19 protein-coding genes and 2 pseudogenes are annotated in these 25,227 nt (G+C 70.1%); 12 read left to right on the plus strand and 9 right to left on the minus strand.

What is annotated here, in order from left to right:
* The 5 genes and pseudogenes from D7Y11_RS29260 to D7Y11_RS29280 all read left to right on the plus strand — a co-directional run.
* Positions 1–233 (plus strand): annotated as a pseudogene (locus D7Y11_RS29260) (calcium-binding protein); the annotation flags it as partial.
* Between the two features lie 170 nt (positions 234–403).
* On the plus strand, positions 404–1,732 hold the full coding sequence (locus D7Y11_RS29265; protein WP_126935328.1) for a thrombospondin type 3 repeat-containing protein: 1,329 nt from the start codon (positions 404–406) through the stop codon (positions 1,730–1,732).
* A 36-nt stretch (positions 1,733–1,768) separates the two neighbouring features.
* Positions 1,769–3,754, plus strand: a complete 1,986-nt coding sequence (locus D7Y11_RS29270; RefSeq protein WP_120578937.1) for a vWA domain-containing protein — start codon at positions 1,769–1,771, stop codon at positions 3,752–3,754.
* Entirely contained in the window at positions 3,751–5,541 is a 1,791-nt protein-coding gene (locus D7Y11_RS29275) for a vWA domain-containing protein (RefSeq protein ID WP_126935329.1), read from the plus strand. Before D7Y11_RS29270 ends, D7Y11_RS29275 begins: the two co-directional genes overlap by 4 nt.
* 29 nt (positions 5,542–5,570) lie before the next feature.
* Positions 5,571–7,868 carry a hypothetical protein gene (locus D7Y11_RS29280; protein WP_126935330.1) on the plus strand — a complete coding sequence of 766 codons (2,298 nt, stop codon included), beginning with the start codon at positions 5,571–5,573 and terminating at the stop codon, positions 7,866–7,868.
* A 50-nt stretch (positions 7,869–7,918) separates the two neighbouring features.
* Here D7Y11_RS29280 and D7Y11_RS29285 read toward each other — a convergent pair whose 3' ends face one another.
* Positions 7,919–8,362, minus strand: a complete 444-nt coding sequence (locus D7Y11_RS29285; protein ID WP_171809492.1) for a hypothetical protein — start codon at positions 8,360–8,362, stop codon at positions 7,919–7,921.
* A gap of 88 nt (positions 8,363–8,450) precedes the next feature.
* On the opposite strand from D7Y11_RS29285, the gene D7Y11_RS29290 reads away from it, so the two are divergent.
* Positions 8,451–8,891, plus strand: coding sequence for a hypothetical protein (locus D7Y11_RS29290; RefSeq protein WP_233597227.1), 441 nt, complete (start codon positions 8,451–8,453; stop codon positions 8,889–8,891).
* A gap of 20 nt (positions 8,892–8,911) precedes the next feature.
* Here the strand turns inward: D7Y11_RS29290 and D7Y11_RS29295 are convergent, their stop codons facing one another.
* Entirely contained in the window at positions 8,912–10,564 is a 1,653-nt protein-coding gene (locus tag D7Y11_RS29295) for a GMC family oxidoreductase (protein WP_126935331.1), read from the minus strand.
* Positions 10,561–11,214 (minus strand): gluconate 2-dehydrogenase subunit 3 family protein, encoded by a 654-nt coding sequence (locus tag D7Y11_RS29300; RefSeq protein WP_120578941.1) that lies wholly within the window; start codon positions 11,212–11,214, stop codon positions 10,561–10,563. The genes D7Y11_RS29295 and D7Y11_RS29300 overlap by 4 nt, the downstream gene beginning before the upstream one ends.
* Before the next feature lie 179 nt (positions 11,215–11,393).
* Between D7Y11_RS29300 and D7Y11_RS29305 the strand changes: the two genes are divergently transcribed.
* Both D7Y11_RS29305 and D7Y11_RS29310 read left to right on the plus strand, forming a co-directional pair.
* The gene (locus D7Y11_RS29305) at positions 11,394–12,713 is read left to right on the plus strand and encodes a hypothetical protein (RefSeq protein ID WP_120578942.1); all 1,320 of its coding nucleotides are present in this window, start codon (positions 11,394–11,396) and stop codon (positions 12,711–12,713) included.
* Positions 12,710–13,261, plus strand: a complete 552-nt coding sequence (locus tag D7Y11_RS29310; protein WP_120578943.1) for a hypothetical protein — start codon at positions 12,710–12,712, stop codon at positions 13,259–13,261. Before D7Y11_RS29305 ends, D7Y11_RS29310 begins: the two co-directional genes overlap by 4 nt.
* A 49-nt stretch (positions 13,262–13,310) precedes the next feature.
* On the opposite strand, the gene D7Y11_RS29315 is transcribed toward D7Y11_RS29310, so the two are convergent.
* The 3 genes from D7Y11_RS29315 to D7Y11_RS29325 form a co-directional block, all read right to left on the minus strand.
* Positions 13,311–13,958 (minus strand): DUF3332 domain-containing protein, encoded by a 648-nt coding sequence (locus D7Y11_RS29315; protein WP_120578944.1) that lies wholly within the window; start codon positions 13,956–13,958, stop codon positions 13,311–13,313.
* Positions 13,959–14,017: 59 nt separating this feature from the next.
* The gene (locus tag D7Y11_RS29320; protein ID WP_126935332.1) at positions 14,018–15,382 is read right to left on the minus strand and encodes a sigma 54-interacting transcriptional regulator; all 1,365 of its coding nucleotides are present in this window, start codon (positions 15,380–15,382) and stop codon (positions 14,018–14,020) included.
* A gap of 265 nt (positions 15,383–15,647) precedes the next feature.
* A complete protein-coding gene (locus D7Y11_RS29325; protein WP_126935333.1) occupies positions 15,648–17,339 on the minus strand; it encodes a hypothetical protein in 1,692 nt (563 codons plus the stop codon).
* Between the two features lie 217 nt (positions 17,340–17,556).
* On the opposite strand from D7Y11_RS29325, the gene D7Y11_RS29330 reads away from it, so the two are divergent.
* Complete coding sequence (locus D7Y11_RS29330) at positions 17,557–18,255, plus strand: bifunctional 2-polyprenyl-6-hydroxyphenol methylase/3-demethylubiquinol 3-O-methyltransferase UbiG (protein WP_120581424.1); 699 nt, start codon at positions 17,557–17,559, stop codon at positions 18,253–18,255.
* A 7-nt stretch (positions 18,256–18,262) separates the two neighbouring features.
* Here D7Y11_RS29330 and D7Y11_RS29335 read toward each other — a convergent pair whose 3' ends face one another.
* Positions 18,263–18,976 carry a response regulator transcription factor gene (locus D7Y11_RS29335; RefSeq protein ID WP_121756071.1) on the minus strand — a complete coding sequence of 238 codons (714 nt, stop codon included), beginning with the start codon at positions 18,974–18,976 and terminating at the stop codon, positions 18,263–18,265.
* Positions 18,973–20,505 (minus strand): cell wall metabolism sensor histidine kinase WalK, encoded by a 1,533-nt coding sequence (locus tag D7Y11_RS29340; protein WP_126935334.1) that lies wholly within the window; start codon positions 20,503–20,505, stop codon positions 18,973–18,975. The genes D7Y11_RS29335 and D7Y11_RS29340 overlap by 4 nt, the downstream gene beginning before the upstream one ends.
* A gap of 255 nt (positions 20,506–20,760) precedes the next feature.
* On the opposite strand from D7Y11_RS29340, the gene D7Y11_RS29345 reads away from it, so the two are divergent.
* Together D7Y11_RS29345 and D7Y11_RS29350 are read left to right on the plus strand one after the other, a co-directional pair.
* Entirely contained in the window at positions 20,761–22,791 is a 2,031-nt protein-coding gene (locus D7Y11_RS29345; protein WP_126935335.1) for a c-type cytochrome, read from the plus strand.
* 102 nt (positions 22,792–22,893) lie between these two features.
* On the plus strand, positions 22,894–24,003 hold the full coding sequence (locus D7Y11_RS29350; protein ID WP_126935336.1) for a hypothetical protein: 1,110 nt from the start codon (positions 22,894–22,896) through the stop codon (positions 24,001–24,003).
* A 12-nt stretch (positions 24,004–24,015) separates the two neighbouring features.
* Here D7Y11_RS29350 and D7Y11_RS29355 read toward each other — a convergent pair whose 3' ends face one another.
* Entirely contained in the window at positions 24,016–24,789 is a 774-nt protein-coding gene (locus D7Y11_RS29355) for a hypothetical protein (RefSeq protein WP_199746064.1), read from the minus strand.
* A 184-nt stretch (positions 24,790–24,973) separates the two neighbouring features.
* Here D7Y11_RS29355 and D7Y11_RS44490 point away from each other — a divergent pair.
* A pseudogene (locus D7Y11_RS44490) lies at positions 24,974–25,227 on the plus strand (hypothetical protein); the annotation flags it as partial.

Raw genomic sequence — 25,227 nt, forward strand, 5'->3', positions numbered from 1 at the left:
ACGTCTCCCTGGTCCCCACCCTGGAGCGCCCCCACCCGCTGATTCCCGGCGAGGTGATTTCCGCGGGCACCAACGAGGTCTACCTCTACCTCCAGGTGGGCCGGGACAATGATCCGCGCGGCGCCGGCGTGGGTTCGCTCTTCATCCAGGAAATCCAATACGACCCCGACACGGGCCGCACCCCCGCGGGCATGGTCCCCATGCTCTCCGACGACTTCATCGTGGGCACCTGAGACGGCCCCCCAGCGTGGGGTGTCCCCCACAGTCTCAATGGGGTGTCCCCCCCACACCCTTCCTGTAGCAGGCTCTTCCGAGCGCGCAACCCCTTGAAGTTACTGACCCTGAAACTCCTACAGACGCGGGATCGCCTCTTGCTAGGGCAGGGGTTGTGAAAGGAGTCACCATGACTATCGGTCGCATTGCCCCCCTGTTGGCGCTCGGAGCGTTCCTGGTGCTGAGTCCCCGCACCGTGCAGGCCCAGGAGCAGAACCCGGACAACCCGGAGTGCCTCGGAGACGAGTGCGGTCGCCCCAAGGAGGAGGGCGGCGGTTGCGGTTGTGGCTGCGGCTGTTCCGTCTGGGTGGCGTACACGGACGACGGCAAGACGCTGTCGTACACGGACGACGCGGACGGCGACGGCAAGGCGGACGACAAGGACAACTGCCCCTTCACGTCCAACCGCGACCAGGACGACACGGCGGACGGCGACGGCGTCGGCACCGCCTGTGACAACTGCCCCGCGGTCTCCAACGCCACCCAGCTGGACGGCGACGGCGACGGCATTGGCGACGCGTGCGACCCGGACGACGACAACGACGGCAAGCTGGACGGCGAGGACAACTGCCCCACCATCCCCAATGCCAACCAGGCGGACAACGACCAGGACGGCATTGGCGACGTCTGTGACGCGGACGACGACAACGACGGCGTGCCGGACGGCGAGGACAGCTGCCCGCTCGTCGCCAACCCCATCCAGACCGAGATGCCGGCGGACCTGAGCCTGTGCCGCGTGGACGCGGACGGCGACAACGTCTCCGACAACCTGGACAACTGCCCCGGCCTGTCCAACCCGGACCAGAAGGACACGGACGCGGACGGCATCGGCGACAAGTGCGATCCGGACATCGACAACGACTCCGTCCTCAACGCCGCGGACAACTGCCAACTGGTGGCCAACCGCGACCAGGCGGATGACGACGGCGACGGCATCGGCGACGCGTGCGACACGCGCTACTGCGTGGTCCTCAACAAGGACAACCCGAACGACTGCCTCGACCCGAAGTCGCCCTTCAGCGTGGGCACCGGCGGCTCCATCAGCGTGGAGAAGACGGGCATGGCGGTGCGTCCGCCCCTGTTCGCCAACCGCAACGGCGCGGCCATCGAGTACACCTGGACGGTGGTGAAGCGTCCCTCCGGTTCCACCGCGGTGGTGGAGAACCCCAAGGGCGCCGTCACCTACAGCCGCCACTGGGAGTACCAGTACGTGGACGGCAGCGTGCCCAACTTCAACCCGGACAAGGAAGGCGAGTACGAACTGCAGGTGTCCACGCGCCTGGCCTTCGCGGACCGCGTGTTCCCCAATGAGCGCGCCTCCGTGTCCAGCCTCTTCGTGAAGGTGGGCAAGCAGGACTCCGAGGGCGGTGGCTGCACCTCGCTGCCCGCGGGCGGCAGCGCCGCGGCCCTGGGCGCTGGCGTGCTCGGCCTGCTCCTGCGCCGCCGCAAGAAGGCGTAACCCAGGATGTTCCCCGTGCCAGGAGGTCCGCATCGCATGCGCCGTCTGCTCGCTGTTCCGTTTCTTGCGACCGGCCTCCTGGTCCTGGGTGTGCTGTCCTGTTCAGACACGCTCCTGGAGCCTCGCGCCCAGGAGCAGTCCCAGTTGGATGACCGGCTGACGCTCACCGGCCGGGTGTGCACGCGTCCGGCGAACCCCACCGGCTTCCCGGTGAAGGTGGTGCTCGTCGTGGACGAGTCCGGCAGCATGTGCGTGTCGGATCCGCCGGGCTCGCAGGAGGGCAGCGGCTTCTGCGAGCGCGCGGAGGTCCAGGCCATCATCCCGCCGGGCGTGACGGAGCCCGCGCGCGTACGCGCCCTGAAGAACGTGGTGAATGGCTTCCGGCGCATCAACGACGCGCGCCAGGGCAACATCAGCATCGCCATTGCCCCGTTCGAAACGAACGTGAAGAACACCTGGCCGCCGGCCTCCACGGGAGACCGCTTCGCGCCGCCGGGCAACATCAACAGCTACATCGAAGGCCTGCAGTCGCAGCTGGGCAAGGGCACGGACTACCAGGGCGCGCTCAGCTACGCGTACAGCCTCATCGCCAGCGACATCGAGGCGGTGTCCCAGTCCACGCCGGAGCTGTTGCCGCGCACGCGCTACGTCGTCGTGTTCCTCACGGACGGCACGCCGTACCCGCGCTGCTCCGCCAACGACGACCTGTCCGCCTACGCGGGGCCGGACACGCCGGACCTCACCTGGCGCGACTCCATCACCAGCTTCTGCAACGCCACCAGCACCACCGACGCCATCACCGGCTTCGAGGTGGGCACGGACCGCAACCAGAACTACCAGCTCTTCAGCTACGTGCGCCGGCTGATGGAGCTGAAGACGCAGTACAACGTGGGCGACGTGCGCATGCACACGGTGCTGCTCTTCAACGAAGAGGCCGTGCGCGCCTGCGGCCCCATCTGCCAGGACATCTACGGCACCTACCCGGGCGTCCCGGAGGCGCAGTACCCGGCCGCGGCGAAGAAGATCGCCTCCTTCCTGCTCAAGCGCTTCGCGGAGATGGGCAACGGCGTCTACCAGGAGTTCAGCGACACGGCGGAAATCTCCGAGCTGGGCCTGGGCGCGCTGGACTACTCCTCCTTCGCGTCGCCCAACGTGATGAAGACGCTGCTGGTGGAGCCCCTGAGCTCCGCGCCGGGAGATGACGGCCGCGTGCTGGACAGCGATGGCGACGGCGTCCCGGACGCGTTGGACAACAGCTTCACGCTCAAGACGAACCCCTTCACCATCGACAGTGACGGGGACTGCCTGAGCGACGGCTTCGAGTACCGGCGCCAGGACCAGGGCTTCAAGCCGGGCAACGACCTGGACGCGCGCGGCTGCAACCCGCAGTCCCCGCTGACGCCCGGCTGCATCTGCCGGGACACGGACGGTGACGGGCTGTCGCAGTTCGCCGAGGACTACCTCAAGACGCGCCAGGGCATCGTGGACAGCGACGGCGACGGCATGCCGGACGGGCTGGAGGCGAAGTACGGCCTCAACCCGCTCCAGTCGAGCGTGTCCGGCCTGGACACGGACGGCGACGGCATCCCGGACGACGAGGAGTTGAAGGCCGGCAGCGACCCCACCCGGCGCGACCGGCCCTTCCACGACAAGTACGGCATCCAGTACGAGGTGAAGAAGGTCCCGGGCGGCACCGACACGGACGGCGTCTGCTACGACTTCACCGTGTCCAACCTCCAACTGGTGACGCCGCCGGACCGCTCCGGCGTGAAGCAGGGCTACAACCTGTTCAAGGTGTGGTTCGCGGAGGCGCCGGAGAGCGGCGTGGCCACGGACTACGGCGTCTGGCGCACCGCGTGCGCGTGGGCCCAGTACGCGCCGCCCAGCGTGCGCGTGCCGCTGGCGCCGGACCTGGCCATGGAGGACGGTGACTTCCGCCGTCCTGACCAATTGGTGGATCCCTGGAGGACCCAGGGCAGTTGCGTCGGCGTGTCGCCGTCGCAGGGAGGGGCCTCGCCGTGAGCCGCGCGGGACGTTGGTGGGCGCTCTGCCTGGTGGGGTTCGCCGTGGTGGTGGCCTGTACGGACTCGTACCTCTATGACCCGCGCCGCGACACGGACGTGCCCGCGGACCGGGCCGTGGCGCTGGACGGGCGCTTCTGCACGCTGGGCGCCAACGAGGTCATCCGGCCCATCAAGATCATCGTCGCCATGGACGCCAGCCAGTCCATGCGCGTGAGCGACCCGGACGGCGTGCGCGCCACGGCGCTGGTGGACCTCATCGAGAACCTCCCGCAGGACGAAGAGGTCTCCATCGCGGTGATGCTCTTCGCGGGCAGCACCACGGCGTTCCTCACGCAGAACCCGGGGCCGCCGCTGGAGGACGGGTTCGTGCAGGTGTCGCGGCTGGACGCCACCGCGAAGGCCATCCTCACGGAGAAGCTGCTGACCTTCCGCAACACGGACACGTCACCGAACCGGGACTCGACGGACTTCGTCAAGCCGCTGTCGGACATCTACTCGCTCATCAACACGGACATCGCGCGGGCGCGGCAGCAGCCCAGCGGGAGCGACGCGCTGGCGCAGGCGCGCTACTCGGTCATCTTCCTGTCGGACGGCAAGCCCACCAACAACCAGGACGACGAGCTCATCCGCGGCGACGCGGTGGTGCGCATCCGCCAGCTGCGCGACCTGGTGGAGGACGTGCGCTTCAACACCGTGCACGTCTTCAACCCCATCCAGCCCGTGCCGTCCGTGTGCGACCTGGTGGCGGAGGACGGCGGCTTCGGCGACGGCGGCTGCCCGCTGCTCATCATCAACCAGAACGCGGACCGTCTGGAGAAGATGGCCACGCTGGGCGGCGGCAACTTCCGCGACTTCCGCAACAACGAGCCCATCAACTTCCTCAACTTCCAGTTCGGCCAGGTGCGCCGCGCCTTCATCGTGAAGGACTTCGTGGCCTCCAACTTCTCCGCGCCCCCGGGCAGCCCGCTGGATGAGGCGGACACGGACGGCGACGGCCTCTCCGACGCGCGCGAGTACGAGCTGGGCACCAACCCCAACCTGCGCGACACGGACGGCGACGGCTTCAGCGACGGCGTGGAGGTGTACTTCCGCGACCGCGGCGTGCAGTTCGACCCCACGCAGGTCGCGCAGCCGGACGGCGGCGGTCTGGACAAGGGCTGCCCGCCCGCGCTGCGCGGCGTGGACACGGACTGCGACGGCCTCCTGGACTGCGACGAGCAGTTCATCGGAACCAACGCCACCCTCCAGGACAGCGACGGCGACGGCGTGCCGGACGGCATGGAGTGGCGCGGCGGCACGCAGGGCTCCAGCAAGGACCTGGACGAGGACCCGGACACGGACGGCCTCACCAACCGCAGCGAGCTGCGCATGCACATGCGCCCCTTGCAGGTGGACACCGCGAACCTGGCCTCGGACGCGTACCGCTACAGCATGGAGGCGGACGGCCCGGTGGATGACCAGGGCCGCCAGTGCTACCGCTTCCGCGTGGACAACGTGTTGCTGGCGCCCACCATCGCGATGATCGCCGACGGGGGTGTGGACGGCGGCGTGGACGCAGGCACCGTGCAGCGCGGCGCGGGCTACAACGACATCTACCTCTCCGTGGCCATGCTGCCCGCGGACGACCCCACCGCGCGCACGCTGGTGCGCACCTTCCGCGTGGACTCCGTGCGCTACCCGGTGGGCGGCATCAAGTCTCCTCCGGATGGCGTCATCCGCGTGAACCCCGAGGACTTCGTGGACGGCTGCCCCGGCGTCGCCCCGACCCTCTCGCCCGTCCCCTGACTTCTTTTTTCGCCTCCCGGACTTCCCCCATGCGCCTTCGCACCCGACTGCTCCCGCTCGCGCTCCTCCTGCTGGCCGCCTGTTCCTCCGGCGGGGAGGACACGCCGGACGCCGGCACGGGCGTGGTGGAGGACCTCTGCAACAACCGCGAGGAGGCGCTGACGAACGCGGACTGCGAGCTGAAGCCCGGCGTGCCCATGGAGCGCTACCTGGCGCTCACGGGCGACGTGAAGGCCGGTGACGAGGACTGGTACCGCGTCAACATCCCCGCCACCGCCAACGCGCGCACGCTGGTGCACGTCACCGGCACGTACCTGGCGTCCAGCACGCCGGTGAACCTGTCCATCTCCGTGCGGGAGAAGGACAAGGACACCTCTCTGGTGACGAAGTCGGACCAGCACGGCGCGGGCGCGCCGAAGCCGGTGGACATCGTGCTGCCGTACGGCACGCCCAGCACGCAGCTCATCATCGTGGTGCGGGACGCGCCCACGAACCCCGCGCGCCCCAACTACGACGCGCGCAACGCCTACCGGCTCACCGTGGAGTTGCTGGAGAACCCGGACACGAACGAGCCCAACGACGTCACGCCCACGCCCATCGCGCTGGCGGCGCAGGGCGCCGTGCAGGTGGGCACCGCGCAGGGCTACCTGGCCACGGACAACGACGTGGACCGCTTCAGCTTCCCGCTGACGGCGGGGAAGATCGCCTACGTGCGCATCACCGCGCCGGACCAGGGCTTCGCGCCCAACTACCGCCTGTCCTACGAGCTCTTGCGCCCCAACGGCACCGACAAGGAGTCGGAGGGCAACGTGCTGCCCAAGGTGCACCCGGGCGTGATGGCCACCGCGCGCAAGGTGAAGCTGGCGGGCACCTGGACCCTGGTGGTGAAGGGGTACAAGGGCAACAACGATCCCGTGCCCGCGGGCGACCTGCGCCAGCCGTATGAAGTCGAGGTGCGCGTGGTGGACGAGGAGGACCCGCGCGACCAGTCCGGGGACAACGACGCCTACGCGCGCGCGTACTCGAACAACCTGGGCACGCCGGGCGCGTCCACGACCTTCGAGGGCCGGCTGGGCTACGTGGGCGACCGCGACTGGTTCGCGGTGAAGCTGTCCAGCCTGACGAAGCCCAGCGTGCTGCGCTACCGGCTGACGGAGCGGCCCACCACCACGCGCTTCGACCCGCTGCCCCTGCCGCTGGGCCAGTTGGCGGACCGGCAGGTGCTGGTGTTCAGCACCGTCAGCACGACTGTCACCGCGGAGCAGCGCGCCACCTGCTCCAACAACCCGGCCGTGTGCCCGCGCGACACGCGCGAGCACCCCGACGCGCCGGGGCTGGTGCAGACCTACTGCAACAACGCGGAGGCCGTGCTGTGCATCCAGTCCGTGCGCGAGGAGTCCGACCCGGCGCGCTTCCCCGGCCTGAGCAACTTCCAGGGCGCGCTGCCGGTGCCCTCGCACGGCGCGGAGGTGACGTACCACTTCGTGGTGCAGGACGACGGCAACAACTGGGCGGATGACCGTGACTACCGGCTGGAGGTGTCCTGGGCGGCGGAGGACACGGAAGAAGAGAACGCCTACAGCGGAGGCGTGGAGCAGCCGCGCTCCAAGACGCTCGGCGGCGTGGGCACGGGCAACCTGCCGGTGGGCAACGCCACCTTCGAGGCGAAGGGCCAGCTGACGCACGGCCACGGCCGGCTGCGGAACAACGACCGCGCCACGGGCCTGGGCGTGCGCGGCCCCACGGACTACGACGCGGTGCCCTCCGACACGGACACCTTCGAGTACCAGCTCCCCGCGCTGAGCGCGCCCGAGGACGCGGCGTGGCTGGTGCAGTGGGACGTGGACAACCTGCCGGATGGCGGCACGCCGCACGGACTGGCGCTGGATTTGACCTTCTGCGACGGCACCGCCACGGACGGCGGCGCCGGCACGTGCACGCCGGTGACGACCACCAGCACGGGCGGCGCGCTGACGCTGGCCTACAACCCGACGGCGATGCGCGCGTGGCACACCTCCGCGAGCGCGCCGCTCAGCAGCTACCAGGCGCTGTACCAGCTGGAGAAGACGGCCACCACGACGCGCGTCACGGTGGCGCCCTACACGTGCTCCTGCCTGGAGCGGCGCTTCATCCAGGGCGGCACGCTCAAGGTGGCGGTGAGCGCCACCGAGCGCACGGACTACACCCCCGTGGGCTACACGCTGCGCACCGGCTACGGCGACTACCCGCGCAGCTACACGGCGGCGGATGGTGGCTCGCCCACGTCGTGCCCGGCGCCCACGCAGGACGGTGGCGCGTGGGTGGGCGGTTGCCAGTTCACCCGGTAGCAGCGCCGGGCGGGCGGCGGGGCTTCACGCCTCCGCCGCCTTCGCCGGGACTACGGCTTCGGCGCCGCGACGCCCTTGCCCTTGAGCGTCAGCTCACGCGTCTCGCCGTTGGCGGCGTTGGACTTGAGGGTGAGCTTGCCGGTGAACTCCTGCGCGGCGTTGGGCTTGAAGGCGACCTCGATGAAGGTGCGCTTGTAGGTCTCCAGCTTCAGGGGCCCGTTCTCCGGCCAGTCCTCCGGCTTCTTCATGGTGAAGACGCTGGGGCCGGAGATGGAGGCCTCGGTGAGCTCCAGCGTCTGGATGCCGCGGTTCTCGATGTAGAGCGTGTTGAAGGTCGTCGCCCCCACGTAGGTCCCCGCGGAGAACTCCGTGTCGAAGCTCAGCTCCGTACGGTCGATGAGCAGCTGCGGCGTGTTCGGCAGGTCCTCGGACTCGTCTCCGCAGCCCGCCAGGGCGATGATGGTGAGAGGCAGCCACAGGTTGCGCATGCGCATGGACATCCACTCCTCGCTGAGGTTCAGAAGAATGTCTGGTGTTGTAACACGGAATGTCTCGCGACTGGCGTTCGCTGTGTTGGGATTGATGCTCGTCGCATGCGGCGGCTCGCGGGATGACTTCATCGGCGCGCGCGTGCTGGATGTCTGCAAGGCGTCCTGGCCCGTGTGCAGTGAGTACGCGGGCTGCATCCTCGGGCCGGAGAGCTACTCCGAAGGCCGCTTCCCCGGCCGCGGGCAGGTGCTGGTGCGCGTGCCGGAGGCTTCCACCATCAAGGTGAGTTTCTACCTGGAGGAGGTGACGGCGGCGGGCGAGGAGACGGCCATTACCGTGCACGAGGAGGGCTGCCGCGCACGGCAGCGCAAGGCGTCCACGGGCCGCGCGGCGTTGGACCAGATGGAGAAGTTCGGCGTCTTCACCCAGCAGGCGGACGTCACCGGCGTGGGTGACCACCTGGTGGAGTTCGACTCCGACATGCAGGCTCGCTACGTGGTGAAGGTGGACGTGACGCCGCTGCGCCTCCAGTAGCGCGTCAGCGGCGCGCGGCTTCAGCCCTTGAGCGTGCGCACCAGGTGGTCCGCCACGCGGAAGCTGTTGGCGGCGATGGTGAGCGTGGAGGGCACGCTGCCACCGGTGGGCATGAAGCTGCCGTCCACGACATAGAGGTTCGGCACTTCGTGCGCGCGGCAGTGCTTGTCCAGCACGGAGGCCGCCGCGTCGTTGCCGAAGCGGCAGGTGCCGTGCTGGAGGATGGTCGTCTCACCCTGCGTGCCCACGCGCTCCACGTTGTCCGGGTCCAGGCGCATCAACACCTCCTCGCCTCGCTCCACGAGGAAGCGCGTGGCGGCGAAGTCCGCCGGGTGCCGATCCAGGGTGATGGCGGCCACGGGGATGCCGTACTTGTCCTTCACCTCGGGCTCCACGGTGACGGAGGTACCGGGCGTGGGGAGGAACTCCGCGTAGACCTCGAACTCGAGGATGCGCGAGTCGCGGTACGCGCGCATGCGGTCCTTCAACTCCTTGCCGAACACGCCGGACTTGCCGCTGCCCGCCAGGCCCACCGCCGCGTAGATGGGGTTGGGGTGCGCCCACATGAAGCCCAGCGTGCCGCCCTTGCGGAAGCCGTGGCGCGCGTCCGGCATCACGTAGAAGTCCTGGAGGCTGCGGTTGACGAAGGGCGCCGGGTCCGTGAGCCACGGCCGCGCGGTCTTCTGCTTCGACACGCGGAAGTGCGCCCGCGAGCCGCCGAAGGAGCTGAAGAGGAGGTTCTTGCCCACGAGCCCGCTGCCGTTGGCGAGCCCGTTGGGGAAGCGGCTGGAGGTGGAGTTGAGCAAGAGGCGCGCGCTCTCCACTGCGGTGGCGGAGGCGATGATGATCTTCGCGGGCTGCTCCTGCGCGACGCCGTCCTTGTCCAGGTACACCACGCTCTTCGCACGGCCCTGCTTATCCACTTCGATGGAGCGCGCCATGCTGCCCGGGCGCACCTCCACGTTGCCGGTGGCGATGGCGTTGGGGATGAGGCTCGCGAGCGTGCTGCTCTTGGCGCCCGTCTCGCAGCCGTAGCTGCCGCACAGCGCGCAGTACGCGCAAGGCGAACGGCCCTTGTAGGCCTTGCTGATGATGCCGCGCGCGGTGGGCAGGGCGTGCCAGCCCATGGCCGCGCACACCTTGTCGATTTCGGACGCCACCGGGTGCACGTCCAGGGGCGGTAGCGGGTAGGGACCGCTGCGGGGCTCGGCGAAGGGGTGGGGGATGGCCTGGCCGGACACGCCCAGCTCGGCTTCCGCCTTGTCGTAGAAGGGGGCCAGCTCCTCATAGGAGATGGGCCAGTCCGCCACGGTGGTGCCGGGCACCGCGCCCAGCGTGGAGCGCAGGCGGAAGTCCACCGGCTTGAGGCGGTAGAAGAAGCCGCTCATGTGCACGGTGCCGCCGCCCACGCAGTTGGCGGTCCACGCGGCGTTGCTGCGCTCGTAGCGGCCCTTGGCCCCCTGGCGCACCAGGTGCGGCTCCTCCCACGGCAGCGGCATGAAGAAGTTGCGGCGGCTGTTGAGGATCTCGTCGTGGACGAAGTCCTTGGGCTGGTAGTGGCGGCCCTTCTCCAGCACCACGACCTTGAAGCCCGCGCGCCCCAGCTCCAGCGCGAGCGGCGCTCCGCCCGCGCCGCTGCCCACGATGCACACGTCCACGGAAGGCAGGCTCACGGGTGGTGACCTCCGCACTCGCGCAGGCACTTGGGCCCGTCGTAGCCCTCCGGGGGCGCCATGGCGAGCGTGCCCACGGTGTCGAAGCCCATCAGCCGCCAGCCCACGCGGCCCTTGTTTCCGCCGTAGGACGGGTCGCCCAGGAAGCCCTCCAGGCTGAGCGTCATCAACAGCTCGAAGAAGTGGGCCTCGCCGCTGCCGGCCGGGCTGTCCTTGAAGATGGCGAGCAGCTCGTCCTGCTGGGCGGGCGTGGCCTGCGCGAAGCCCTTCTGGAACATGCGCTGCGCGCGGCGCTCCAGCGCGGACAGGCCCTGGAGGAAGTCGCGGTGCATGGACTCCAGGCCTTGCGTCTCCAGGATGCGGTCGATGTAGAGCGCGACGTCCGCGTCCTGGGCGCCGGGGTCCTCGTCGCGGGGGAGGAGCCGCTCCACGGCCGCTGCGACGACGGCGTACTCGAAGGCGGAGAAGGTGCGCAGGGCCTGGCCGGCGGAGGTGGTGCCGGTGGGCTCCGCGGGCTTCTTCTCTTCCGCCTCCTTCGAACGTTTACACGCAATGCCGCCCAGCAGCACCACGCCGCCGCCGAAGAAGGTGAGCCGTTGGATGAAGGTGCGCCGGGACAGCTTCGAGGGGAGCGAACGCGCGCGAGCCATGGCGCGCGAGCCTATCCCAGGTGCGTGTGTTTCACGGCACCTGAGAAGGGGCCGGGGTCGGTTGGCCGCCCACCGCGTGCGTGACGTGGGTCCGCACCGCGAGGCGTGACGGACAACGCGCGCGGCTGACATAGGATGGCGCGCTCAACCAGGCCGACTGAACCAAGGAGAAGGACCGCATGAAACGGCACGCGTGGCTACTGGGAGCGGCGCTCGCGCTGGGATGTGGCGGCGGCAAGCCGGCCAACCCGGACGCGGGCTCGAAGCCGCAGGATGATGGCGGAACAACGGAAACGCCCTTCGTGCGGCTGACGGTGGACACGGAGCCGAGCGAGCAGCTCGCCATCTCCAACATCGCGATGGCGGTGGGCCCGGACGACCGCATCGGCATCGCGTACTACGTGAAGCTGAACGACAAGGACTCCGCGCTTCGCTACCGCGAGGTGAAGGACGGCCAGGTGCAGGCACAGGCGGAGACCATCGCCACCGTGCAGCGCGTGTACGGCGTGTCGCTGGCGTTCAGCCCGTCCGGACAGCCCGCGGTGAGCTACCTGGGCGGTGGAAGCGATGACTCCATCTTCTGGTTCCAGAGCGACCTGGCGGTGTCCTACCGCAACGCGAATGGCACCTGGACCGAGCGCATCGCCGTCACCCATGGTGACGAGGCCGTGTCGGGCAACCCGGTGAGCGACACGGGCTACCTGGTGGGGCTCAATCCCTCCATCGTCTTCAGCGGCAGCCAGGCCCTGGTCGTCTACCGCGACGGACACAACGGACAGTTCCCGCAGCAGGACTGGGCGGGCAGCGACGTGGAGCTGGCCAGCGGCGGGCCCACGGCGTGGCAGCACCGGGTGGTGGCGTCGGGCGGCGACCAGAAGGGCGCGTACGGCGGGCACCTGCAGATGTTGATGGCGGGTGATCAGCCGGCGCTGGTGTTCGACCAGGCCTTTGGGGCCGCGGACGCGCCGGGGCAGAACGTGTACTTCCAGCGCCGCAACACGGACGGCACCACGTGGACGCCGCCGGTGCAGGTGCAGGCGGTGGGCAACACGATGCTGGGCGCGTCCATGGCGTATGACTCAACCATCGGCTTCGGCATCGCGGCGGTGGACCGCTCCAGCAGCCGGCTCACGCTCATCACCTGCGCGGGCACGACGGGGACGAAGTGCGCGGCGGCGGGGGACTGGACGACGCCGGATCCGGTGTACCAGACGGGCTCCGGCGGCTGGTACCCGTCGCTGGCGTTCGACCCGAAGACGCACGACCCGTCCATCGCGTTCCACATCTGCTCGCTGGAGTCCGGGCGCAACGAGGGCAGTTGCTCGCCGGCTGACGACGCGCTGATCATCGCCACGCGCGTGGAGGACCAGTGGCGCGAGGTGACGGTGGACACGGCGGGTGGCTGGTCGCCGAAGCTGGCGTTCCTGTCCTCCGGCCAGCGCGTGGTGCTCTACCGCGCGGGCGGCACGCAGGCCCTGACGCTGGCGGTGGAGCGGTGAGCCTCGCGGGACGCGCCGTGGCGGCGCTGGGGCTCGCGGCCGTGCTGAGCGGCGCGGGTGTCATCGCGTGCCGCGGAGACAACGAGCTGTCCGGCAGCGTGTCGGAGCTGTTCCCCGTCACCGACGTGTCGAGGGTGGAGATCCGCCGCAATCCGGAGGCGCTCCAGGTGAGCTATTTCCGCAACAACGGCCTGGACGTGGACCTGGTCGCGCGGCTCACCGTGGACACGGAAGGCGTGGACATGAAGCCGGGCACGAAGGTGAACCTCGGCGGCACCACGCCCTCTGGCCGCGACCGCGCGTCGGTGGTGCATGTGGCCGCGGGCGAACCGGCGCGCGTCTTCACCCAGGTGGAGCGCGGCGACCTGGTGCTGGACGAAGGCGGCAACGTGGGCGAGGCCACGCGCGGAGACTTCTCCCTGTCGTTCAAGAAGGGCGACGGCTACGGCGCGGGGCGCAGCATGGAGGGCACGTTCAACTCCCTGGCGCTCGACGCGGGCTTCGGCCCGGACCTGGGCGACGTGGTGGGCGACGAGCCCGCGCCCTGAATCACTCCGGGGCTTCCGGTGACGCGAACCGGAAGCCCTGGGTCTTCTGTTACGGCGTGCAGGTGTCGAGCGTGGCCATGCCCTGGGAGAGCTGTCCCTGGTGCGTGGCGAACCGCGCGAGCGCGGGCGCGCCACCATCCAGGAAGAGCTGGCGCGCGGCGTCCACCGCGTCCCGTGCGTGCACCGTCACGGTGGAGCCGATGGCGTCCGTCACCTTCACCGCGCCGTCCGCCTGGCCCTGCGCGCGGATGAGCAGGGCGCCCGCCTCGTCGCGCGCGACCATGCCGTCCTCCAGCGGCTCGAAGTAGCGCACCACGGGCTCCTGGCCCTCGCGCTGCAACTCCAGACGCATGACGCCGGACTCCACGTCGCGGGACATCTTCAGCGTGTCGGTGGGGCCCAGCTTCACGATGCGCGTGTTGGAGTCTTCTCCCTCCACGCTGCTCACCGGGTTGCTGCCGGTCCAGAACTCGATGCTGTTGACGACGAGCGCGTCGACCAGCGTGCCGATTTCATAGACGGGCACCACGACGAAGATGAGGAACACCAGCCACTGGACGAACTTGTTGCCGGAGATGCCCTTGTTGAACTGCCAGATCTTCGTCGTGAGCTTGAACGAGCCGAAGCAGCCCGTCGCACTCATCATCAAGACACCCGCGCACAGCACACCGAGCCAGCGGGACGGACGCAACTTCATGAAGCCCTCCTGGGGGATGGGGGACCGCGTGAAAGCGACCGCACCATGCCACGAAGGCGTCAGTCCGGCTCGCTCTGAACGAGCCCGTATTTGTGCAGCAGCGAATAGAGGTGCTTGCGGTCCAGTTCCGCCTCGCGGGCGGCGCGGGCGATGTTGCCTCGGGCGCGGCCCAACAGGCGCGTGAGGTACTCGCGCTCGAAGGCGCGGACGAGCTCGTCCTTGCACACCTTGAACGGCCCGGTGAACTCCACCGGCAGGAAGTCCCCGGCGGGCGTGGGCACGTCGCGGGTGAACTCGCGCAGGAGGTTGTCCCCGGTGAGGCCCGGGATGTCCACCATGTGCCGGGCGCGCTCCAGGGCGTTGCGCAGCTCGCGCACGTTGCCCGGCCAGGTGTGCCCCAGGAACTGCTCTTGAATCTTCTCCGGCAGCCGGGGCCACAGGCCTTCGCCGGCGAAGGCCTCCACGAGCAGCGGGATGTCCTCCTTGCGGTCGCGCAGGGGTGGCAGGCTGAAGGTGAAGACAGACAGGCGGAAGTAGAGGTCCTCGCGGAAGCGGCCCGCCTGCGTCTCCGCCCACAGGTCCTTCTTGCTGGCCACGACGATGCGCGCGTCGAAGGAGATGGGGGTCGAGGAGCCCAGGCGGCGGAACTCGCGGTCCTCGATGGCGCGCAGCAGCTTGGGCTGCAGGTCCAGGGCGAGGTCGTCGATTTCGTCCAGGAAGAGGGTGCCGCCGTGGGCGCGCTCCAGGCACCCGATGCGCTGGCCCACCGCGCCGGTGAAGGCGCCCTTCTCGTGGCCGAACAGCTCGGACTCGATGAGCGAGTCGGACACGCTGGCGCAGTCGAACACGACGAGCGGCCCGGCCGCGCGGGGGCTCAACTTGTGGATGGCCTTGGCGCCCGCGCCCTTGCCGGAGCCTGTCTCGCCCACGAGCAGCACGGTGGAGTCCGTGGGGGCGATGCGCTGGAGCAGCGCGAAAATCTGGCGCATGGGCACGCTGCGGCCCACGAGGTCGCCCAGCCGGTCCTCGACGGTGGGCTCCACCTGCACGGGCGTCATCTGCGGGCTGAAGCGCAGGCGCACGTCGCCCACTTCCAGCAGGGCACCGGGGCGCAGGTAGGCCTCACGCACCTGGGCGCCATCCAGGAAGGTGCCGTTGGTGGAGCCCAGGTCCTGCACGAGGAAGCGGTCACCCTGACGGCGCACCACCAGGTGGTTGCGGCTCACCGTGGGGTGGTCGATGACGACGTCGTTGTCGGTGGACTTGCCGACGCGCAGGTCCTCCGTGGCGAGCGGGTACACGGTGCCCGCGCGCTCGGTGTCCAGCAGCACCAGGTGGAAGCGCTGGGCGGACAGTCGCTCCGCCTGCGCACGGGCGACGACGACGGTGTGCGCGGGGATGGGGGCGGGAGGGACGGTGGACATGAGCGGGCGGGATTCTAGACGGCTTCCGGCCCGCGCGGGCTGTCTGTCGGTGCAGGCCGTGCCCGGCAGGTGGGTAGCCGGGCACGGCGCGTCAAAAGCGTGCGTGCCAGTTTGTTTTCTCGCGGTGCGAGACGCCCGCGACGTCCGCGGGTTGGGATACTTCAGGATGAAAGCATCGCGGTGACCCAGGTGGGCGCCAAGACAACGGCCGCCCTCCCCATGATGGGAAGGACGGCCGTGTCAGGACTTCGGTGCGGATGCGGCGTCAGTCGCCTTCGTAGATACCGATGAGGCCCGGGGTGACGACGCCGGTCTTCGCGTTCTTGGTGCCCTCGAAGGAGACGAGGACGCGGCGCTTGCCGGCGGAGCGGTCGAACTGGATGTCGGACACGCTGCTGACGGAGGTGAGCACGTTGCCGAAGACGTCACCGCTGTACTTCACCGTGCCGCCGCCCTTCAGACGCGTGATGCCGCCCCACCAGTTGGCGCCCACCCAGAGGCTGCCATCCCACGGGTCCGTCGCCACGGAAGAGGTCGGGGCCATCGCGGGGTTGCTGCCGCTGGCGGGCGCGTAGTTGACCAGGTCCTGCATCACCTTGGTCTCCACGGCTCCGTCGGCGCTCAGGCGGGCGAGGCCGAAGTAGAAGGAGCTCACCCACACGCCGCCGTTGGACGCCGGAGCCATGCCGGAGACGTTGTCGTCCACGCGCTGCGCAGCGGTGGGGTAGTTCGGCACGGCGTCAGGCCAGATGTCGAAGCGGTTCCATTCGTAGCCCGCGTCTTCCGTCTCGCTCTGGGCCGACCAGTAGTCGTCCCCGTTGGTGCCGTAGCGGAAGCGTGTGGAGCGGATCTGCCCACCGAAGAAGACGTCGTGGTTCTCCGTGATGGAGACGCCGTAGTAGCGGTCCGACAGCAGCTCGCCCTTGGAGCCGGAGATGGCGGGGTGCACGTGCTCATAGAGTCCCGCGCACTCGAACTCCCATTTGAAGCCTTCGGTGTTCCAGGGGCGCGGATCCCAGCAGTACGACGGGACGATGCCGTTGAACTTCGCGTCGCCCATGGCGAAGCCGTGGTTGCCGCCGAACCAGACGACCTCCTTCACCGGGTCGTAGGCGATGCGGTAGACGGTGCAGAGCTTCTCGCGTCCGCGCAGCTCCGCGCCCACCTTCTTGGGGCCGGTGTGGATGTCGTAGTGCACGACATCAATCGTGCCGTCCGCCTTGAGCATCACCTTGTCCGCGTCACCGCTCTTGTAGACGCTGGCGTCCGGCTCGCGGTGCGCGTTCTCCGCCTGGTCCCATTCGTCCTCGCAGGTGGGCATGCCCGCCTTGGGCGGCTTGCCGGCGTAGCCGACGAACACCGTTCCGTCAGGGCCACCCGCCACGGAGATGACCTTGAGGTACGGCACTCCCGGCGGAGGACCACCCACTCCGTCACGCATGCGGCCGAAGGGATGGAGCCCGTCGGACATCGTGAAGCGCTGGATGGAATTGGAGCCCTTCTTGATGAGGAACAGACCCTCCTCGCCGCCCGCGACCCAGACGTTGCCGCCCTGGTCCGCGGAGATGCCGTAGACGTAGCGCGGCGCGCCCTGCTCCTGGTTGTAGAACGTCCATCCCGGCGCTGAGGGCAGGGGATAGGTCTGCACCTGCTCCGTCGTGCCCGCGTCGGTGCCGGTGCCAGCGTCAGTGCCCGTTCCGGCATCCGTGCCCGTGCCTGCATCGGTGCCCGCATCCGTCCCGGTGCCCGCGTCGGTTCCGGCATCCGCGCTCGTGCCGGCATCCGTGCCCGCGTCCGTCCCGGTGCCCGCATCCGGCAGCCGCGGATCCTCCACGGGCGTCACCGGCACCACCGGGTCATCCACCTGTCGCGTGTCGCCGTCGTCCCCGCCGCAGCCCGTCCACCCCAGCGCTCCCACCAGGAGGAGCGCTCCCGTCCACCGCCACCCGTGCCTCATATGCCGACCACCTCACACTGGGCCGGGAGAAGGTCCCCCGGCACGAAGCCATTGTTCGTGGCCATCAAGGCAAGGAGGGTGCCAGCCCCGGAGGGCCGGCCACCGTTGGGCCGTCGCCGGTGGGCGTCCGTTGCTCGACAGGGCGTGGGCAACCGTTTGCCCATTGTGTGAACGCCGGGGTCCCGGAGCGGCCCCCAACCGTGCTAGGGCCTGGGCAATGGCAGGCAACGACGCACGCGGCCGCACCCCGCTGTCCCTCGTGGGACAGGAGCCGGACCTCGTCTTCTACACACGGCAGGCCGCCGAACACGGCGGGCCCGTGCTCGTGCTGGGCGCCGCCAACGGCCGGGTGCCCTGGTCGCTCGCGGGCCACGGCTTCTCCACCGTCGGCGTGGACCCCTCCGAGGCGATGATCCGCTCCGCCGAGGAGCGCCGCGCCTCCGAATCGCCGGACGTCTCCGAGCGCACGCGCCTCATCGCCGCCGACCCCCGCGCGCTGCGGCTGCCGGAGCAGTTCCCCCTGGTGCTCGCCCCTCAGCACGCGCTGGGCCTGATGTCCGGCCGCGATGACCTGGAGGCGTTCCTCGCCACCGTGCGCCACCACCTGGCCCCCGGCGGCACCTTCATCTACGACGTGCTCAACGCCCCGCGCGAACCCGTGCTGCCTCGCGACGACGACGAGCCCGGCGCCGCCGTGGAGCCTCGCCGCCCCCTCTTCGCGCTGCACCTGCGCGAGCGGCGTCCGGCCGGCGGACAGAGCCCCATCCGCCGCCTCAAGCTGAAGCACTTCCTGCCGGAGGAACTGGAGACCGCCCTCACCGCCAGCGGCCTCACCCTTCGCGAGCGCTTCGGCCGCTTCGACGGCAAGCCCTTCGACCTGGAGGACCTGCGCCAGATTGGCGTCGCCGGGACCTGAGCGGCGTTCACCGCTCGAAGCGGTAGCCCAGTCCTCGCACGGTGAGGAAGTGCCGGGGCGCTTCCGGATCCGACTCGAACTTCAGCCGCAGCTGGCGCATGAAGTTGTCCACCGTGCGCGCGCTGCCCTCGTAGTGGTAGCCCCACGCGCCGGACAGCAGCTCCTCGCGGGTGAAGGTGCGGCCCGGGTGCGCCAGGAAGTGCGCCAGCAGCTTGAACTCCTGCGCCGTCAGCTCCACCTGCTGTCCATCGCGCGCCACCGTGCGCTGGGACAGGTCCACCCTCACGTCCCCGAACGTCACCGGCGGCGGCGTGATGCCCGTGGCCCCGAACCGGCGGCGCAGCACCGCCTTGATGCGCGCGAGCAGCTCCTGGAGCCCGAAGGGCTTCACCACGTAGTCGTCCGCACCCAGGTTGAGGCCCAATATCTTGTCCGACTCCTGGCCCCGCGCGGACAGCACCACCACCGGCGTGTCACGGCCGCGCTGGCGCAGCTCGCGGATGACTTCGTAGCCGTTCAGCTCCGGCAGCATCAGGTCCAGCACCAGCAGGTCCGGCGCCTCGTCCAGCGCCTTGGCCAGACCCGTGCGGCCGTCCTGGGCCTGGAGCACTTCGTAGCCCTCGAAGCGCAGGTTCATGGACACGCCGGTGAGGATGGACAGGTCGTCCTCCACCACCAGGATGCGCTGGGGCTTCTCCTCTTGAGGGACGGACGTGCTCATGCGCGGCTCACCGGGAGCTGGAGGGTGAAGCAGCTGCCCTGGCCGGGCTCACTCTTCACGGTGATGCGGCCGCCGTGCGCGTCCACGATGCGCTTGCTGATGGCGAGCCCCAGGCCGCTGCCCTCCGTCTTGCGCGTGAGCAGATTGTCCACCCGGTAGAAGCGCTCGAAGATGCGCTTGCGGTCCTTCTTGGCGATGCCCACTCCGTTGTCCTCCACCGACAGGTTCACGTGTCCGCCGTCTCTCTGTGCCCGGAGGGCGATTCTGCGGTGGGTGGGCCCACTGTACTTGTAGGCATTCTGCAACAGGTTGAGCAGCGCGCCCGCCACGGCGACCCGGTCCACGTCGACATGGGGGAGCCCGTCGTCCACCTTCACGGTGAACTCCATGCCGTCGCCGTGGCGCTGCGTGCGGAAGGCCACCACCGCCGCGTCCACCACGTCCGTCACCGGCAGGGACTCGCGCTGGTACACCTTGCGGCCGCTCTCGATGCGCGCCCAGTCCAGCACCCGCTCGATGAGGTCCGACAGGCGCTCGGTCTCCTTCGTGAGCAGGTCCAGCACCTCCTGCTGCTGCGCCGGGTCCTTCAGCCGGCCCAGGGCCAGCGTCTCGATGAACATCCGGATGGAGGTGAGCGGCGTGCGCAGCTCATGGCTCACCAGCGACACGAAGTCCGTCTTCATGCGCGACAGGCGCGCCTCGCGGTAGAGCACGCGGGCCGTGTAGCCCACGCCGAAGGTGAGCGTCAGGTAGAACAGGCCCAGCAGCACGCCGTACACGGCGCGGTTGCGCGTGGACGCGCTCGCCACCGGATCCTCGCCCATGGGCAGCACCACCAGGCGGAAGTCCTGCAACGGCGCGGACAGCACCCGCTCCGCGAGCACCGGCTGCCCCAGCGCGTTCTGCCGGGCCTGGGCCACCTCCGACATCAGCCGGTTGACGAGCCCGCCCTCGCTGGACGTGTCGCGCGGCACGGGCAGCAGCGTGAAGCGCACGGGCTCCGACGTGGCCCGGCCCTGCGCCTTGTCCGACAGGAGCGAGTCCAACGCCACGCCTGACAGCCGCACGCCCCGCACGGTGGCGCCCTGGCGCTCGGCGGCCACCATCACCGCGCGGCCGCTCGTGGAGAGCGAGAAGACGGTGGGCACGGTGGGCAGCGAAGCGGCTTCCGGCACCAGCGCCGCCAGGGACTCCGCCAGCTGCGGGTCCTTCGTGCGCACCAGACCGTTCTCCACGTGGAAGGTGCCGTCCGGGTCGGACAGCTCCTGGTCATCCGGCAGGAGGAAGGCCAGCCGCTCGCTGCCCACGCGCTCCAAGCGTCCGCTGTTGAGCGCGCGAGGCACCTCCGCGGACAGGTCCGCCAGCGTCCCCCGCCACGCGGCCTCCAGGCGTTTCTCCACCGCGGCGCGCTCGTTGATGATGGCCACGACGCCGAAGCCGGACAGGCCGGCCGACGGCAGCACGACCAGCAGGATGAGCAGCGCGAACGTGCGTCGGAAGCTGAGGATGACGGGCGCGGGACGAGACACGGCCCCCCGTGTCTACACGCGACGGCGGCCGGGTGCTCGCGGCTTTTGGGGGAGGGGGGAGTCTTCCCGACATTGTCCGGAGGCGCACGGCGGGTGGAGAGGGCGTCGACTTCGGGGGGCGGGTGAGCGAGCATGCGGCCCTCGGGAAGGCGTGTGAGCAGGGCCGGCACGCTCCCGGACAGGCCGTGGGGCATGCGCGCAGGGTGGGGTCGGAGGAGCGCGCGAAAGCCTTCGCGGGAGGGGATGGCATTTCCGATGCGACGGCAGGGATGGGCCGCGCTGTGCGCGGTGACGACGCTGGTGCTGTCGGGTTGCAAGGAGCGTGAGGTCGCGGGCACCTGGAGCAATTCCTCCGGGTCCGTGGCGCTCAGCCGGGACGACTCGCTGCTCTACGTGGTGGACGCGGACAACGGCATCCTCGCCGTGGTGGACACCGCACGCCGGGAGAAGGTGTCCGAGGTGCGGGTGGGTCCACGTCCGGAGCGCGTGGCGGTGGGCCCGGACGACACCGTGTACGTGACGAACCGGGGCGGCAGGAGCGTGTCCGTCATCCGCAAGGGAGACGCGGTGGAGGCCGCGCGCGTTCCGGTGGGCGTGGAGCCCACGGGGATGGCGCTGTCTCCGGATGGCAGCACGCTGTACGTGGTGAACAGCGCCATGCGTGAGTCCGCCGCGCGGGGCAGCCTCACCGCCATCGACACGGGCACGCTCACGGCGCGCTGGGAGCTGCCGCTGGGCGAGGAGCCGCGAGGCATCGCGCTGCTGGAGGACGGCCGCAAGGCGGCGGTGTCGCTGTTCCGGCAGGGCGACGTGATGACGGTGGACCTGTCGGACGCGAACCAGCCCCAGGTGATGCGCGGCGGCACGGACCTGCTCGCGAAGGCGAACCGGCCGTCGCCCTCTGCTGCCCCCTCGGAGTTCGAGCCGCTGCCCATGAATCCCCAGCAGGGCCCGCGCTCCTTCCGGTCGCGCGGCATGGTGGACCTGTTGAGCGCTCCGGATGGCCGGCGCCTCTTCGCGCCAGTGCTGTGGTCTCGCGAGGATCCGCTGGGCGGGCCCGTGGACGGCCGCGGACCCAATCCGGGAGAGTCGATGTACGGCGGCGGGACCCCCTGCGGCGCGTCGGCCGGTGGCGGCGTGGTGGCCGCGGGGCTCATCACCTTCGACGCGGAGGACGAAGCGCCCCGCCCGGTGGTGGACGACCTGGACGAGTGCAAGCCGCCGCCGGAGGAGAAGCCGGACTACCCCACGTCGCTCGTCGCGAGCCCCTTGTTCGACACGCCCCTGCAGGGGCCGGCGGCGGCGGTGGTGGACCCCACGGGCGCGTGGCTGTTCCTGGTGAACCAGGACTCGAACAACGTGGCCATCCTGCCCTCGTGGCGCCGCTCCGGTTCGGACCTGGTGAACGAGACGAGCCCGGTGCGGCAGCTGATTGCCGTGGGGGCGGGCCCCAACGGCATCGCGCTCACGCGGGACGGTCGCAAGGCGTACGTCTACAACGCGTTCGACCACACGGTCAGCACGCTGGGGTCCAGCGGCAACGCGTTAGGGGACATCCGCGAGGAGGGCGAGCGCCTGGTCATCGTGGGCGACACGCTGTCGCCGATGGCGGCGGCGGGCCGGCGGCTGTTCTTCAGCGCGGTGGATGCGCGGATGACCAGCCCGTCCGTGGCGGTGTCCTGCGCGTCGTGCCACCTGGAAGGCCGTGAGGACGGCCACGTGTGGGGCTTCCCGGACGGGCCGCGCCAGACGCCCAGCCTGGCGGGTCGCATGACCACGGCGACGGCGCCCTTCCACTGGAGCGGCGAGTTCTCCGCGCTGGGGGACTTCATGAGCGCCACGGTGAAGGACCGCATGGGCGGCCAGGAGCTGGACGCGGACACGGTGGCGAAGCTGGGAGCGTTCATCGACGCCATCCCCGCGCCGGACAACGCGTTCCATGGCGAGCCGCTGACGGCGTCCCAGACGCGCGGCGCCGCTCTCTTCACGCAGGCGAAGTGCGACACGTGCCACACGGGCGCGGCGCTCACGGACAACCGCAACGTGGACGTGGGCACGTTCGTGCTCTCTGGCGTGCTGAAGGACGCGGCGGCGGTCATCAAGACGGGGCTCAACACGCCGTCGCTGCTGGGCGTGGGCCGCACCGCGCCGTACCTGCATGACGGCAGCGCGCCCACGCTCAAGGCCCGCCTGATGAACGGCCGCGAGACGAACCTGCACGGCACGACGGCGGGGCTGTCCGACGCGGACATGGACGACCTGGTGGCGTACCTGGAGACGCTGTAGCGGGGAGCGAACCGCACCGGCGCGGTCATTCCCTCTGGGGATGACCGCGCAGTGCAGGGTTCTTGCTTGAGCCGTGCCGCGAGGGCATGGAGACCCCCGCTCATGGGTCCCACCTCTCAGTCGGCGGGTTCGCTCCGTCTCAAGATCGCGTCTTCGCCCTGGGGCCTGGTGGCGCTGCTCCTGGTCCACCACTTCGGGCTCTGGGCGTGGACGGCCTGGCGCCGGGACATCCCACCGCTCCTGGTGTTGGATCGCTGGGACTCGCACCACTACAGCACGCTGGTCCTGGAGGGTTACTCATGGCCCCTCTGGGCCTTCCTGCCGCTGTACCCGGGCCTGGTCTGGCTGGTGCGGCAGGGGCTGGGGGGCACGCTGCCGCCCCAGGTCGTCGGCGCGGCCCTGTCCACGGCATGCCTGCTGGGCTTCGTCGCGTGGAACACCCATTGGGCGCGGCAGGGGCCGGAGCGCGAAGGGATGACGGCCCGGACGCCTTGGGGGTGGTTCGTCTTCCTCTACGCTCCCGCCAGCTTCGCGCTCCATTCGCACCACACGGAGGGGCTCTTCCTGCTCCTGTCGTTCGGGGCCCTGGCGTGTGCTTCGCGTGGGCTGCTCCTGCCCTCGGCCGTGCTGGTTTCGCTGTGCATCTTCACGCGCAACCAGGGCTGCTTCGTGGCCATCGCCGCCGCGCTCCTGGCAGCCATGCGCGAACCGTCGTGGCGCGAGCGCTTCGTGCGGTTCGGCTTCATGGGGTGTCTGTCGCTGGTGGCGTTCGGAGGGTTGCTCGTCTTCGAGTGGAGCCGCTCCGGTGATCCCTTCATGTTCCTGAAGGCCCAGCGGGAGTGGAATCACGTGGACTCTGTCTGGGGCGCCGTCCGGGGGCTGTGGTTCGGCAATCCCTGGCACCAGGGATTCAACGGCTGGCTGGTGCTGCGGAACGTCTTCGGGGCCGCGTGGCTGGTGTTCGGGGTGATGTTGTGGCGCCGCGACCGGGCCCTGGGCCTTTATGTCCTGCTGTCACTTCTGGTGATGCTGCCTCAAGGCGACCTGGGAAATGCCTTCCGCTTCGGCGCGGTGCTCTTCCCGGTCATGTTCGTCGCGGGCGACTGGCTGGCCACGCGTCCCAAGGCGTTGCGCTGGACGGTGGCACTGCTGCTCGTGTGGCTCAATCACAAGGCCACTCACGCCTACGCCATCGCGAAGTGGCCTTACTGAGTCCGCCGCGGGCTACTGCGCAGCCGGTGCGGGCGCCACGGGCTTCGGACTCGCGGGCACTGGCGCGACAGGACGCGGGGAGGGGACAGGCGACGGTTTCTGGGCGCCCGTGCCCGGAGGCGCGGAGAGCAGGTCCTTCGAACCCGCGCGCGGCGCGGTGAGGCTGTCCATCGGCTCCAGCGGTTCATCCCGCAGAAGGCTGTCCCCCGCGTCGGCCGGAAGCTCCGAGCCCGCGTCCGCCGTCGTATCCCTCACGCCGTGATTCGACGTCACCGCGAGCCGGGCCACGTCCATCGCGCGGTCGGGGTCATCCCCCAGCCAGGTCACGACCACGACGCACGGCGTGTCGTCATCCCACGCCACCACCTGCGTCATGCCCTGCACGGGGTTACGGCGCGCGGCGGCCTTGCCCAGCGCCGGAATCTCCTCGCCGCCCACGTTCAGCGTGGGCTCGAGCAGCGCGCGCACATCCGCGTTCGCGTAGTTCGGCTGGCAGTCATACGCCACCGACACGGACACGCCCGCCAGCGCCGCTGAACGCAGCGAGCACACGGGCCCGCACGTGGGACACGCGCGCTCCTCCTTCATCGTGAAGCCGTTCAGCGTGAGGTCGCGCAGGTCCGCCGGAAGCAGCTCCTCGCACGAGGGCAGCGTCAGTGTGGACGGCCGTCCCGGAATCCCGATGGCCCCCGCATCCGACGCTCCCGTCGCGTCCGTGCCCGCACCGGGCCTGCTGCACGCGCCCAGGGCGAGCGCCATCAGCAGTGCACCCCGTCCGACCCTCATCCCGTTGGCTCTCCTCACCGACGCCATGCGCGCGGCGCGGATGGTAGACCGTGCCCAGCCCCCGTCATCAGCATTGTGGCGCGGCTGCCGCTTTCCGGACGCGACCGGATGGCGGGGGAGAGGTCGGGCAGGCCGGCCTCGTTCATGGGCGGAGCGTGGGCTAGGCTGCCTGCCTTCCTCCACCATGCGCCTCCCCGGTTTCCTCAGCCTGTCGATAATGGTCCTGGCGCCGGCCATTCCCGCCCGGGCCCAGACGTCCAGTCCGCCTCCCCGGAGCGCGACCCCCGACGAGTCCTGGAGCGAACCCGGCAAGCCCGCTTCCGAAGTCCCACCGGCTCCCGCGAGTCCCCAGGCCGCTCCCGGCGAGGAAGTCCCCTCCCGCGTCCAGCCGCCGCCCGAAGCCGAGGGCTGGGAGTCCTTCCCCGGCGCCTCCAGCCC

This window comes from Corallococcus sp. AB018 (genome assembly GCF_003986945.1).
In the GTDB taxonomy this organism is placed as follows: domain Bacteria; phylum Myxococcota; class Myxococcia; order Myxococcales; family Myxococcaceae; genus Corallococcus; species Corallococcus exiguus.

Bases quoted from the DNA above. Each gene is read 5' to 3' on its own strand.
- D7Y11_RS29325 (WP_126935333.1), bottom strand. From the start codon at position 17,339: ATGAGGCACGGGTGGCGGTGGACGGGAGCGCTCCTCCTGGTGGGAGCG.
- D7Y11_RS29265 (WP_126935328.1), top strand. From the start codon at position 404: ATGACTATCGGTCGCATTGCCCCCCTGTTGGCGCTCGGAGCGTTCCTG.
- D7Y11_RS29280 (WP_126935330.1), top strand. From the start codon at position 5,571: ATGCGCCTTCGCACCCGACTGCTCCCGCTCGCGCTCCTCCTGCTGGCC.
- D7Y11_RS29330 (WP_120581424.1), top strand. From the start codon at position 17,557: ATGGCAGGCAACGACGCACGCGGCCGCACCCCGCTGTCCCTCGTGGGA.
- D7Y11_RS29320 (WP_126935332.1), bottom strand. From the start codon at position 15,382: ATGTCCACCGTCCCTCCCGCCCCCATCCCCGCGCACACCGTCGTCGTC.
- D7Y11_RS29300 (WP_120578941.1), bottom strand. From the start codon at position 11,214: ATGGCTCGCGCGCGTTCGCTCCCCTCGAAGCTGTCCCGGCGCACCTTC.
- D7Y11_RS29355 (WP_199746064.1), bottom strand. From the start codon at position 24,789: ATGAGGGTCGGACGGGGTGCACTGCTGATGGCGCTCGCCCTGGGCGCG.
- D7Y11_RS29270 (WP_120578937.1), top strand. From the start codon at position 1,769: ATGCGCCGTCTGCTCGCTGTTCCGTTTCTTGCGACCGGCCTCCTGGTC.
- D7Y11_RS29305 (WP_120578942.1), top strand. From the start codon at position 11,394: ATGAAACGGCACGCGTGGCTACTGGGAGCGGCGCTCGCGCTGGGATGT.
- D7Y11_RS29290 (WP_233597227.1), top strand. From the start codon at position 8,451: ATGCTCGTCGCATGCGGCGGCTCGCGGGATGACTTCATCGGCGCGCGC.
- D7Y11_RS29285 (WP_171809492.1), bottom strand. From the start codon at position 8,362: ATGCGCATGCGCAACCTGTGGCTGCCTCTCACCATCATCGCCCTGGCG.
- D7Y11_RS29315 (WP_120578944.1), bottom strand. From the start codon at position 13,958: ATGAAGTTGCGTCCGTCCCGCTGGCTCGGTGTGCTGTGCGCGGGTGTC.
- D7Y11_RS29335 (WP_121756071.1), bottom strand. From the start codon at position 18,976: ATGAGCACGTCCGTCCCTCAAGAGGAGAAGCCCCAGCGCATCCTGGTG.
- D7Y11_RS29350 (WP_126935336.1), top strand. From the start codon at position 22,894: ATGGGTCCCACCTCTCAGTCGGCGGGTTCGCTCCGTCTCAAGATCGCG.
- D7Y11_RS29345 (WP_126935335.1), top strand. From the start codon at position 20,761: ATGCGACGGCAGGGATGGGCCGCGCTGTGCGCGGTGACGACGCTGGTG.